This window comes from Pseudoalteromonas sp. SR43-7 (assembly GCF_014163785.1).
In the GTDB taxonomy this organism is placed as follows: Bacteria; Pseudomonadota; Gammaproteobacteria; order Enterobacterales; family Alteromonadaceae; genus Pseudoalteromonas; species Pseudoalteromonas distincta.
The window spans coordinates 50,018-62,599 of record NZ_JACJDY010000026.1; the positions used below are offsets into that span (position 1 = coordinate 50,018).

Annotated in this window: 9 protein-coding genes; 6 read left to right on the plus strand and 3 right to left on the minus strand. The window is 39.5% G+C overall.

All coding sequences use genetic code 11. The annotated features are described in order from the left end of the window. The first annotated feature begins 33 nt into the window (after window positions 1–33). The 3 genes from hrpA to H5087_RS17265 all read left to right on the plus strand — a co-directional run bounded on the left by hrpA (window position 34) and on the right by H5087_RS17265 (window position 4,683). On the plus strand, window positions 34–3,921 hold the full coding sequence (gene hrpA, locus H5087_RS17255) for an ATP-dependent RNA helicase HrpA (RefSeq protein ID WP_182672823.1): 3,888 nt from the start codon (window positions 34–36) through the stop codon (window positions 3,919–3,921). Window positions 3,922–3,996: 75 nt separating this feature from the next. After that, window positions 3,997–4,377, plus strand: coding sequence for a PleD family two-component system response regulator (locus H5087_RS17260; protein WP_024597850.1), 381 nt, complete (start codon window positions 3,997–3,999; stop codon window positions 4,375–4,377). A gap of 9 nt (window positions 4,378–4,386) precedes the next feature. Continuing rightward, entirely contained in the window at window positions 4,387–4,683 is a 297-nt protein-coding gene (locus H5087_RS17265) for a PilZ domain-containing protein (protein ID WP_024597619.1), read from the plus strand. A 30-nt stretch (window positions 4,684–4,713) separates the two neighbouring features. Here the strand turns inward: H5087_RS17265 and H5087_RS17270 are convergent, their stop codons facing one another. After that, window positions 4,714–5,904, minus strand: a complete 1,191-nt coding sequence (locus H5087_RS17270; protein WP_182672824.1) for a class I SAM-dependent methyltransferase — start codon at window positions 5,902–5,904, stop codon at window positions 4,714–4,716. A 140-nt stretch (window positions 5,905–6,044) separates the two neighbouring features. Here H5087_RS17270 and H5087_RS17275 point away from each other — a divergent pair, with 140 nt between their 5' ends. Then, entirely contained in the window at window positions 6,045–6,701 is a 657-nt protein-coding gene (locus tag H5087_RS17275; protein WP_039487345.1) for an HD domain-containing protein, read from the plus strand. A 1-nt stretch (window position 6,702) separates the two neighbouring features. Then, window positions 6,703–7,143, plus strand: coding sequence for a VOC family protein (locus H5087_RS17280; RefSeq protein WP_182672825.1), 441 nt, complete (start codon window positions 6,703–6,705; stop codon window positions 7,141–7,143). On the opposite strand, the gene H5087_RS17285 is transcribed toward H5087_RS17280, so the two are convergent. After that, window positions 7,140–8,132 carry a two-component system response regulator gene (locus H5087_RS17285; protein WP_002961438.1) on the minus strand — a complete coding sequence of 331 codons (993 nt, stop codon included), beginning with the start codon at window positions 8,130–8,132 and terminating at the stop codon, window positions 7,140–7,142. The genes H5087_RS17280 and H5087_RS17285 overlap by 4 nt on opposite strands. A 3-nt stretch (window positions 8,133–8,135) precedes the next feature. Then, window positions 8,136–11,468, minus strand: coding sequence for an MHYT domain-containing protein (locus H5087_RS17290; protein ID WP_182672826.1), 3,333 nt, complete (start codon window positions 11,466–11,468; stop codon window positions 8,136–8,138). Between the two features lie 316 nt (window positions 11,469–11,784). Between H5087_RS17290 and H5087_RS17295 the strand changes: the two genes are divergently transcribed. Next, window positions 11,785–12,483 (plus strand): M48 family metallopeptidase, encoded by a 699-nt coding sequence (locus H5087_RS17295; protein WP_182672827.1) that lies wholly within the window; start codon window positions 11,785–11,787, stop codon window positions 12,481–12,483. Window positions 12,484–12,582: the final 99 nt, after the last annotated feature.

Below are 12,582 nucleotides of genomic sequence, written 5' to 3' on the forward strand. Positions count from 1 at the left end.
ACGGCTCTTTAACTAATTTTATAAGGTATGCGGGTGGTAAACCTAGGTCAGTTGTTTGGCGAGCTAAAAACGTGCTTAAAAAAAGATCAATTCATTTTCAAAAAACGCTTACATGGCGTAAAAAAAATAACCGATGAAAACAAGCATGCCAACGCGCTTGAAAAAATAGCGGCTGATATAACCCGTAGCCAAGAATTACGTGATAAACGCTTAGCTGGCCTCCCTAAAGTGACTTACCCTGAGCAATTGCCGGTAAGTCAAAAAAAGGAATTAATTAAAGACGCCATTGCAAATAACCAAGTGGTTATTATTGCCGGTGAGACGGGCTCAGGCAAAACAACGCAAATACCTAAAATGTGTTTAGAGCTTGGTCGTGGTGTTGATGGTTTAATTGGTCATACGCAACCACGTCGATTAGCAGCGCGTACTGTGGCTAATCGTATTGCTGAAGAAATGAAGTGTGAACTTGGTCAGCAAGTTGGCTTTAAAATTCGTTTTAGCGATCAGGTATCTAATAATACGTATATTAAATTAATGACCGACGGTATTTTGCTGGCTGAAATTCAGCAAGACCGTTTTTTAAATCAATACGACACGATTATTATTGATGAAGCGCATGAGCGTAGTTTAAATATTGATTTTATTTTAGGTTACTTAAAAAACCTGCTTCCAAAACGCCCTGATTTAAAAATAATAATTACCTCAGCGACTATCGATCCTGAGCGTTTTTCAAAGCACTTTGATGATGCGCCCATTATAGAAGTATCGGGTCGTACTTTCCCTGTTGATGTGCGCTACAACCCTATTACTGATATTAATAAAGATGATATGGAAGCGGAGGGCGATCAGCTACAAGGTATTTTTGATGCCGTTGATGAGCTGTGCGCTGAAGGCCCTGGCGATATTCTCATATTTTTAAATGGTGAGCGTGAAATACGCGATACCGCAGATGCACTTAGCAAGCGTAATTTAAAACACACCGATGTATTGCCACTTTACTCGCGTTTATCTAACGCAGAGCAAAACCGTATATTTGCGCCGCATTCTCGTCGTCATATTATTTTATCGACTAACGTAGCCGAAACGTCACTCACCGTGCCAGGTATTCGTTATGTAATAGACCCAGGTACTGCGCGTATAAGTCGCTACAGCTATCGTACAAAAGTACAGCGCCTACCAATAGAGCCTATATCACAAGCAAGCGCCAATCAGCGTATGGGCCGTTGTGGACGTGTTGAAGCGGGTATTTGTATTAGGTTGTACTCTGAGGATGATTTTTTATCACGTCCAGAGTTTACCGACCCTGAAATACTGCGTACTAACCTTGCATCTGTTATTTTACAAATGTTGGCGCTAGGGCTTGGGGATATGGCGCAATTTCCGTTTGTACAAGCGCCAGATAGCCGCAATATTAATGATGGCCTAACATTGCTTGAAGAGCTACAAGCGGTAAAACCAGCTAAACGCGATAGTAAAACCAGCCTAACTCAATCGGGCAGGGAGCTTAGTCGATTACCCGTTGACCCACGTTTAGCAAAAATGGTGCTAACAGCCCATAAACTTGGCGCATTGCGTGAAGTGATTATTATTGTGGCGGCGTTGTCTATTCAAGACCCACGTGAACGCCCACAAGAAAAACGTGCTGCTGCCAATGAAAAACACGGTCGTTTTGATGATCCAGATTCTGATTTTATCGCTTTTTTAAACTTATGGAATTACCTAGAAGAGCAGCAAAGCGAGCTGACTAATAGCCAATTTAGAAAGCTGTGTCAAAAAGACTTCTTAGCCTATATGCGCCTGCGTGAATGGCAAGATATTGTTTATCAAATAAGTACTGTGTGTAACGAAATGGGCATGAAAGCAACCAGCCAAGCGGCTGATGGCGAACTTGTTCACAAAGCGTTGTTAAGCGGGATGCTAAGCCATATTGGCTTTAAAGATGAAAAACAAATATACAAAGGCGCACGTAATAGTCAGTTTCATATTTTTCCGGGTTCAGGTTTATTTAAAAAGAGCCCTAAATGGATCATGTCAGCGGAGCTGGTAGAGACAAGTAAGTTATATGGCCGCACAAATGCAAAAATAGACATTAACTGGGTAGAACCATTAGCACAGCACTTAGTTAAACGTAGTTACACAGAACCTCATTGGGAGAAAAAGCCAGGTGCGGTAATCGCGTTTGAACAGCAAACTTTATACGGCTTACTTGTTGTAAATAAACGCCGCTGTGTTTATAGCAACATAGACCCTAAAGTGAGTCGAGAGCTTTTTGTGCGCACTGCATTAGTTGAGCAAGAACTGGGCTTAAACGAGGGCTTTTTAGCGTTTAACCGTGAGCTAATAGAAGATATTCAAGTTCTGGAAAATAAGTCACGTCGTCGTGATATTTTAGTTGATGAGCAAACGTTGTTTGAGTTTTACGATAAAAAAATACCCAAAGAAATTAATAACCGCGCTGCATTTTTAAAATGGTATAAAACACAAAAACAACAAAATAAGCATTACTTACACATGACTCGTGAAGAGTTAATGCAGCATGGTGCAAGTAATATCACTGAGTTTGACTACCCTGACACATGGCAGCAAGACAATATTATATTGCCGCTTGCTTATCATTTCGACCCAGGCCAAGCAGTTGATGGCGTTGCGGTACAAATACCGGTCGCGCTTTTAAATCAAGTACAAGAAAGTGGTTTTGACTGGCACATACCAGCATTTAGGCATGAGCTAATAAGTGGGCTTATAAAGTCATTGCCTAAATCGCTTCGTCGTAATTTTGTGCCAGCACCAAATTATGCTGATGCAGTGCTGGCAGCTATTGAGCCAATGCAAGGTAGCTTAATTGATGCTTTAGCCACGCGTTTATTAAGAATGACAGGTGTGAGGGTTGATCCTGAGGCGTGGGATTTAACCGCACTTGCACCGCATTTACGATTGCAGTTTGAAGTACGTGATGAGAGCGATAAGTTACTTGCACGAGGACTTGATTTAGCCAAGCTCAAAGCAGAGCTGCAAGGTGAAGTAACCGAAACACTCTCTAAAGTAGCCGATAAAGGCATTGAAAAGTCAGACCTAACACAATGGGATTTTGGTGAGTTACCCGCTTCATACGTTAAAAAACAAGGTCAATATGAGATAAAAGCATACCCTGCGCTGGTGGATAAAAAATCAGCCGCTGCAGTGGAGCTTTTTGATAGCGAAGCAAAAGCGCAGCAAGCACATCAACAAGGTTTGCGCCGTTTAGTACTATTAAATGTGCCATCGCCAATTAAGTACTTACAACAAAATTTACCGAATAAGGCAAAGCTGGGTTTGTACTTTAACCCATTTGGTAAAATAGCTGATTTAATTGATGACTGTATTGCCGCAGGTGTTGATAGCTTATTAGTAAAACACGGTGATATACGCGACGAAAAAGCATTTGAAACAGTAAAAGAGCAAATACGCGGTGAGCTGGGCGATGCCGTTGTATCGATTGCAACGCAAGTTGAGCAAGTATTAAGTATTGCTCATGCCCTGCATAAAAAAATGAAAGGGCGCGTTGATTTAACCATGATAACCGCGCACGGCGATATTAAGTCACAGCTTGAGTCACTTATATTTAAAGGTTTTGTGAGCGCGCATGGCGCAGATAAAATAGCGGATTTAATTCGTTATTTAAAAGCGATTCAAAAACGTTTAGAAAAGCTGCCAGTGGATCCAAATCGTGATAGGTTATGCGTACTAGAGCTAGATAAAGTTGCGCAAGAGTATAAAAAAGTAGTTAATAAAACGCCTAAAGGGTTGCCTATACCACAAGAGGTAACCGCTATTTTTTGGATGCAACAGGAGCTTAGAGTGTCGTTATTTGCTCAAACACTAGGAACGCCTTACCCAATTTCAGCCAAGCGGGTACTTAATGCGATAAAAGAGATAGAATAAAACTTGCATTTTCTATTAAGCTTAGTACCTTAATAGAAGGATTTATTTTTGTTTTGAAAAGGAAGCGACATAGCTATGTCCTCATCGATTGAACATAAAACAAAGCGACTTTTAGTGGTAGATGACGAGTATTTTAATTTTGAAATGCTCAAAGCCGCACTAGCGTCGAAATTTGATGTTAGTTACGCAGATTCAGGGCAAAGCTGCCTTGCGTCAGCAATTGCGAGTCCGCCAGATATAATTTTGCTTGATGTTTGTATGCCTGGTCTTGATGGTTATGATACATGCCGAATGCTAAAGCACACACCTGAAACAAAAAATATTCCTGTTGTTATGGTATCGGGCCTAGAGTCCCCATCTGAAAAACAAGCAGGGTTTGATGCTGGTTGTAACGCGTATGTTGTAAAGCCATTTTCAGTGGGTGCTTTGTTGGAAGAAATTAACACGGTTGTTTAGAGGTAACATATGTTTACTGATGATAAGCGAAATTTTAGACGCATGCAGATTAACACGCCTGCAAATTTAACAACGATAGAACCAATAGCGGGTTTAAGTTTTGCCGCAGAGTGCGTGGATTTAAGTGCAACAGGTTTATCAATTCATTTAGATGAATTGCTTGAACCTAATACCTTACTGACGGTGAACATTGATTCGACTCATCCAAGTATTGCGCCTTTAAATGCAACTGCAAAAGTAATACGTGCCAGCAAAGAAGATGATGGCACGGTAACAGCAGGTCTTGAAATCATTGAGTTTAACTAAATCGAATTCAGTTAAACTCAATAGTAGATATTAAAAAACCTTACAGATTAAGCCTTTTAAGTAAAAGCCTTCAGGGTAGCTGCCAGCAATTGGGTGATCGGCTGCCTGGTTTAATCGCTCCATTATCAGTAGGTCTTTACCTGCATCAAGTGCTGCATCGGCTACTACTTTTTGAAACAAATTTTGTTCCATTAAACCAGAGCATGAGAATGTTAATAGTGTTCCGCCTGGTTTTAGTATTTGCATGGCAATCATGTTGATATCTTTATAGCCACGACACGCTCCCGTTAACTGCGCTTTATTATCAGCAAATTTTGGTGGGTCCATTACGATAGTATCAAACTGTCTGCCTTCGTCGCGGTATTGGCGTAATAATTTAAATACATCCTGCTTAACAAAGCTCACTTTGTTTAAATCTAAGTTATTATGCTCAACATTACGCTTTGCTGTATCTAAAGCGGGTTGCGATACATCTACGTTAGTTACATGCTCACATCCACCACGCAGGGCATACAACGAGAATGTACCTGTGTAACTAAAGCAGTTAAGGACAGTTTTACCTTTTGAGAAGCGCTCAAGTGCAGCACGGCTGTCACGCTGATCTAAGTAAAATCCTGTTTTGTGACCTTCAATTATATCAACTTCGATTTTTAAGCCGTTTTCTTCAATAAGTACGGGCTGTGTTGGTTCATTGCCCCAAAGAGCGCCTTTAATTGGCTCTAAGCCTTCTTTAGTACGTACATCTACGTCAGAACGCTCATATATGCTAGAGCCGGGGAAAATAGACATCAACGCACCTACAATCTCGCCTTTATGGCGCTCGGCACCGGCACTTAATAGCTGGCACACTAATACGTTATCAAATTTATCTATAGTAACGCCTGGTAAGTAATCAGACTCAGCAGCACATAATCTAAAGCCCGTTAACCCGCCTTCTTCAATAACTTGGCTACGGGCTTCTAATGAGCGACGTAAACGGCGTTCAAAAAAGTGTTGATCGATGACTTCTTTTTCGTCAAAGCTCCAAACACGTGCACGAATTTGTGAGTGAGGGCTATATGCAGCAGTTGCTAAAAACTTACCTTCGCTGTCGTGAATCGTTACTGTGTCGCCTAATCCAGGTTTACCTTTAATTTTTTTGATGGCTTTTGAAAATAACCAAGGGTGTTTTCTTTTTAATGATTTATCGCGACCAGCTTGTAGGTAAACGGCAGATGACATAAGGCTTCTCAGTAGTAATAAATAAGCACTGTATTTTAGTCAAGCAAGGAGCAACATACAATGAATGTTTTGCAAGGGTGGCATAAAGCACGGTAAAGTACGGATAATTCATTGATTAATTAGCTTTTTGGAACCTAACTTTGTCTGACGTCGCTTTAAGCCCTGATTTAGAAATACTTAACTCACAATGTAGAGGGTTTATCGCCTCTTTAGTGCATGCCGATGTTGCTCATGACATTACTCATATAGAGCGAGTGGTGCGCGTTGCAATACAGTTATGTAATGCGGAGCAGGCAAACATGTCAGTAGTATTACCTGCAGCGTGGATGCACGACTGTGTGGCGGTGGCTAAAAACCACCCTGATCGTGCAAAAGCCTCTACTATGGCAGCTGATAAGGCATTGGAGTTTTTAAAATCGATTAATTATGACGAGTCACTTTTTGATGAGATTCATCATGCAATTGCAGCACATAGCTTCAGCGCAAATATAAAAATTAAAACAGTTGAAGCGCAAATAGTACAAGATGCCGACAGAATGGATGCATTGGGCGCTATTGGCGTTAGCCGGTGCATGAAGGTTGGTGGCTCAATTTCTCGGTTATTATATAACCCAAATGACCCTTTTTGTGTTGAACGCGAGGCTGATGATAAAACATACACGCTTGATCACTTTTTCATAAAGTTATTACATATTGCCGATAGTATGAATACCCCATCAGCTAAAGCAGAGGCGAATAGACGAACAAGGTATATGCATGAGTTTTTAGAGCAATTAAAGTCAGAAATTGGTGAGTAACGTGAATAATACAAGCATACCGAAATTATCTGGCATTGATCATTGCCATTTAAATGTTGATAACTTAGCTAATGCCGTTAAGTGGTATGAGCGGGTTTTAGGTTTTAGCGTAGTGCCAGAACTTGCCTTTTGGGATGAGGATGGGCGAGGCCCTTTAACGCTTGAAGATGCTTGTTCAACCACTCGTTTAGCATTGTTTGAAGGAGAGGGGCGCAGTAAAGGGATTGCATTTTTGGCCTCAGGGGATCAATTTATTCAATGGCGTATTCATCTTGAGAGTTTAAATATAAAAGTAGTTTTAGCAGATCATGGTGTAACGTTTTCTATGTACTTTAAAGACGAAAGTGGCAATAGCCATGAAATTACGTCACATGACTATCGTTATATAAAATCTTGTTACCCAAATGTTGAGCTTGGCTCTCACAGTGCTAAAAAGAATTAGCTTTCTTGATTTGCATTTTTTATAGCAATAATATCGTCTAAGTTTTTTACTAATAGCTCGATTAGAGCGGGATCGAAATGAGTTCCTGCTTGCTCTTGCATATGCAAAACTGTTTTCTCTACGCTCCAAGCCTCTTTGTAAGGGCGTTTTGAGGTAAGTGCATCAAATACGTCAGCTATAGCAACAATTCTACCTTCAACTGATATTTCCTCGCCTTTGATCCCGTTAGGATAGCCTGAGCCATCCCATTTTTCGTGGTGTTCAATTGCAAGTGTATGTGCAAGTTGTAGTAAAGGAGATGATGAGTTTGCTAAAATTTGCGCGCCAATGGTGGCGTGTTCTTTCATATGATCAAACTCTTCAGAGGTTAACTTTCCAGGTTTGAGTAGGATAGCGTCAGGAATACCTATTTTTCCTACATCGTGCATTGGGGCGGCTTGACGTAGAAGTTCTGCTCGTTGCTCATCCATACCTAGTGCTAACGCTAATACTTTACTGTATTGGCTCATGCGCACTATGTGTTCACCCGTGTCGGTGTCTTTATATTCCGCTGCACGGCCTAGACGTTCTACTAAATCTACATGAGCTTGCTTTAATTGCTCTGCTTGTACTAGCGACAAGTGAGTATTAACCCTTGCCCTTACAATGGCAGGGCTTATTGGTTTAGTAATATAATCTACTGCACCTAACTCAAAACCTTTGTATTCATCGCTTTCATCGCCAAGCGCAGTTACAAAAATAATTGGGATGTGTGATGTTTTAGGATTTCTCTTAACTATTTGGCATACTTCAAAGCCATTCATATCTGGCATCATTATGTCGAGCAAGATTAGCTTTGGTAGCTCTTTTTCAAGTAGTGCTAGTGCGGCATCACCCGATTTAGCAAACGACATACGATATTGATTACCTAACACTTCGCGCATTACTTTTAGATTTGCAGGCTCATCGTCAACAATTAATACCCGCGGCCTATCTGTCGTAAAATCCATTAATTAATACTCATTGTTTGTTAGTTTTTCAAGTAAGGTTTCTAGTATTACGTGTGCTTTATCAAAATCAAATTCATCAAAGGCTTCGGCTATATCATCAACTTCATTTTGAAAGGTAGAAGGTGCGCCGCGTTGCAACTTTGCGAGTAGTTCATCATTTAATTCTGCGTTTTGCGCATCTTGATGAAGTGTTTCACACAATTGCTTAATCTCATCTATTGATAGAGTGTCGGAGCTATCATCTTCAGGCGTGCTATTTGGCTCATCGCAAGTATTTGATGACAGTAGTTGCGTTATAATAAGTAGTTCGTTTTTGATATCGTCTAAAAGACTAATAACTTTAGCATCACTTTGATTGTGCTCTAAATCGGTTAATAACTTCATTAACGTTGTTAGCCCTAAGTTACCAGCAACACCTTTGAGTGTGTGAATGAGGCTATCGACATCTTTTATGTTTGATAATTTATCATTAAATAATCTCTCAAACCGCTTATCACTATCACTAACAAACTTAGTAATCTCTGTAAGTTGCTTACACTTAGAGCCCCAAAGTGCTAATCCTTTTTCAAAATCTATATGCTGCGCTTTAGGATCGCTTTGCGATATAACCATTTCTTTTGCAATACCAAGCCCCAGCACTTGCGCTATTTCTTGGTTAAGCTGGTTTATATCGACGGGTTTATTGGCAAAGCCATTCATGCCTGCTTTTTTAGCCGTAAGCTTATCTTGCTGTAATACGCTTGCTGTGAGCGCGATAATTGGCGTGTACTTTAGCTGCCTTTGGTTTTCTATTGCTCTTATTTTTTGTGCTGCTTGTATGCCATCACACAATGGCATATGTATATCCATTAATATGACATCAAAGTCTTGCTCTTCAAATACTTTAATCGCTTCAAGTCCGTTTGACGCTTTGGTAACTGAATGCTGATCGCGTGACAGAAGCAAAGACAGTAGTTCTGTATTTTGCTCTATATCATCAACTACTAGCACTCTAAGTGCAGGCAGTTGTGTGTGTAGACCATCAAAATAATCTATTTTAGATTCGTCACCTAAAGTAAGCGGCAATGAAAAGTAAAAACAGGTGCCTTTACCTAGCTCACTTACTAAGTTTATTGTTCCGCCCATAAGCTCTACAAGTTGTTTACTTATGGTTGTACCAAGGCCTGTACCACCAAAGCGGCGAGTAGTAGTGCCATCGGCTTGTTCAAAAGGTTGAAATACAGCTTGAATACGATCTTTTGCAATACCAATTCCGGTATCTTGCACTTCAAAAAACAGATGCTGATTTTGTGTCATGCCAACGGTGACCGTAACAGAGCCTTCTTCGGTGAACTTAATCGCGTTACCAATTAGATTAGTGAGTACTTGTCTGAGTCGATCTGGGTCGCCGTAGTACGTAGAACTTACTGATTCTTTAATATGGAGTTTAAGTTCTAAATCTTTCTTTTTAGCCTCTAACCAAAAAGTAGAAATAATACTGTCTATCACTGGTTTTAAGCTAAAGTGGACTGGCTCAATGGTCAGCTTACCGCGTTCTAGTTTTGCAGAATCGAGAATTTCATTTAACAATCTTAGCAATGAACGCGCTGCATTATTTACGGTAACCAAGTGCTTTTGTTGTTCTTGATCAAGTGGGGTATCCATTAATAGATCGCTAAAACCTATTATAGAATTCATTGGGGTGCGTATTTCATGGCTCATATTAGCCATAAAAGATTGCTTTGCATGAGCAGCTTCTTCAGCTTTAAATTTAGCTTGCTCTAGTTTTTCTTCATATTCTTTGCGTTCAGTAATATCGACTAAAACACCATCAATCCACTTTGGGTTGCCTTGAGCATCAAAGTCGATACTCCCTTTATCTAACAACCACAAAATTTTGCCATTTCTATGTCTAATTCGGTATTCAATAGAATATTGAGACTTTGCATCAACAGCTTTAGTGACTTCATCAACTATTTGTTTTTGGTCTGATTTCAAGACTAAGTCATTAAACTCGATACAATGCTCTGTAAACTCATTTGGGTTATACCCTGTAAGCTCAATTATATTTGGACTAATAAATAACATAGTCCAGTTGTCATCAAACTTGCATCTAAACGCGACTCCGGGCATGTTATCGATAAGAGAGCGGTATTTTTGTTCTTTCTCTTCTAAACTTTGCTGCAAAGCGCGTTGTTCGGTCAAGTCGGTGATAAAGCCAACATATAAAGGGTTATGGCCCGGCTGATTTACTTCGCCTATACCTAAGCGAATAGGAAAAACATGTCCGTTCATGTGTTTTGCATATACATCACGGTTTATGCCTATTATTTTACCTAGATCAACATTGTGAGCATTTAAGAGGTATTCGTCGTGGTGCTTGGCAATGTTATCGTCCATTAGCATTTTTACGTTTTTGCCTTGAACTTGGTTTTCTTGCCAGCCAAAAATTTTACTTGCGGCTTCATTAAAACTTAAAATAATACCAGCATGGTCAATGGTAACAATGCCATCTATAGCGGTACCTAAAATAGCATTTAGACGGGATTCTTTTGCCGACTTCTCCTCAAGTAGCATACGATAGCGAACCATACCATTTATTACACCAACCACGCTTGTAATCGCGATAGTTGCTGTGGCGACTGCAATGGCGATAAAAGTTAGTCCTGCGGTTGCGTTAGCATCATCATAGATTAGTGGCGATGTAGCTACAAAACGTGTAGCGGCCATACCCATATAGTGCATACCAGCAACAGCACACCCTAAAATAACAGCGCTAATTGAGTTATTTTGAAGAGGTGATAAAGAGGGTAAAAAACGCTCAAGATTAAAGCGACTGTAAAGGGCTATAAAGGAGAGGGTTACAGCAACAATGATTGATAACGCAAATATCAATGGATCATATCTAAGTAAAGGAGCAAGATCCATTGCAGCCATGCCGCTATAATGCATAGTGCCAATGCCAGCTCCTAGTAACACGGAGCAAATCGACAATACTTTTAGATTCCCTTTACTATTTACTAGCATTGATACAGCGTACTGACATGCTATAAATGCTGGTATAAAAGAAAGGAGAGTGATTGTTGGATCATAATCAATATTAGTACACAGTGAAAAGGCAAGCATACCAATAAAGTGCATACTCCAAATACCAGCCGAAAAAACAGTAGCAGCGGTCACATTTGCTAAACGTTGGTAGCTAGGAAATTGAGTTTCTTTTGCGAGCTCTATAAGTCGAATGGTGAAAAAGGCTGCAAAAATAGCAATTAGCAATGACATTGAAACTAATAGAGGATCGTAAACGCCATTAATGATTAAGCTAGGATCTTGGTCTGTGATAAAAAAAGCTGATAACATAATGGCTCAAAATATAATCTTTATTTATCAAGTCTAATCTAATTAATTAATAAATAAACCGTTAATTCAATGAAGTGAATAAAATAACGAATTTATTACTTTTAGTTTTCTTTTATTTATCAGGGATTAGTTTTTTAGTTGGTGTTTTTTATTCTAATGTATTGCCTGTCACAGGACTAAGTTAGATTTATATGGTCATATTTAAGTTTCTATCGAGTAACCTTAAGAAAACTAATGAATTGGCTTAACTAAGCGAAAATTACACTTTATTTGGTTTTATTAATTGCTGGTGAATTTTCTCGTAGCAATATCATTAATGAGTATGAAAGTGTTTGAATATCAGTTAAAGAAAAGTATAAAACGTAAAACGGTTGCCATTAAAGTACATAACAAAAAGGTGACTGTATATGCCCCTCAGTTTGTTAGTAACAAACACATTCAAGAATGGCTTTTTGATAAGCAGGTGTGGGTAAATGCTCAATTAACTAAACAGCACAATATTGCTGATAACAGACAGAACCCGCTCAAAGACAAACAAATTTTAATCTTTGATAGCATTGTAAACATAGAATTTAAGCAAGGTACTAAGTCCGAAGTACTAAACTGTAACGACAGCTTGCTTATTACACACTCTTCGCGCGTTAAAAATACTTCGCAAAAATATCAGCAACTTCTTGAAGAATATTTAAAAGAGCAACTAACTGCATATATAGAAATGCGTTTAGCGTACTTCTGCGCACAAATGGGTGAAGAATTACCTACGAGTCTAAAAGTAGCTATTTATAAGCGAAAGTGGGGAAGTTGTAATAGTAAGCGAGAGCTAACATTTAATTTGCATTTAATCGGAGCGCCTTATCATGCTATTGATTATGTGATTGTCCACGAGTTAGCGCATTTACGTCACTTAAACCACAGTAAAGCTTTTTGGCAACACGTTGAGCATTTTCTTCCTAATTATAAAGCATCATCAACATGGCTAAAGAAAAACAGTATGAGTTTACAATGGGTGTTTTGAAGTTAACCTGAATATAGGAATATAGGAATATAGGAATAGTAGAGAAGTGGTGGAGGGAGCTGGATTCGAACCAGCGAAGGCTGAGCCGTCAGATTTACA

Bases quoted from the DNA above. Each gene is read 5' to 3' on its own strand.
- H5087_RS17260 (WP_024597850.1), top strand. From the start codon at position 3,997: ATGTCCTCATCGATTGAACATAAAACAAAGCGACTTTTAGTGGTAGAT.
- H5087_RS17285 (WP_002961438.1), bottom strand. From the start codon at position 8,132: ATGGATTTTACGACAGATAGGCCGCGGGTATTAATTGTTGACGATGAG.
- H5087_RS17290 (WP_182672826.1), bottom strand. From the start codon at position 11,468: ATGTTATCAGCTTTTTTTATCACAGACCAAGATCCTAGCTTAATCATT.
- H5087_RS17265 (WP_024597619.1), top strand. From the start codon at position 4,387: ATGTTTACTGATGATAAGCGAAATTTTAGACGCATGCAGATTAACACG.
- H5087_RS17295 (WP_182672827.1), top strand. From the start codon at position 11,785: ATGAGTATGAAAGTGTTTGAATATCAGTTAAAGAAAAGTATAAAACGT.
- H5087_RS17270 (WP_182672824.1), bottom strand. From the start codon at position 5,904: ATGTCATCTGCCGTTTACCTACAAGCTGGTCGCGATAAATCATTAAAA.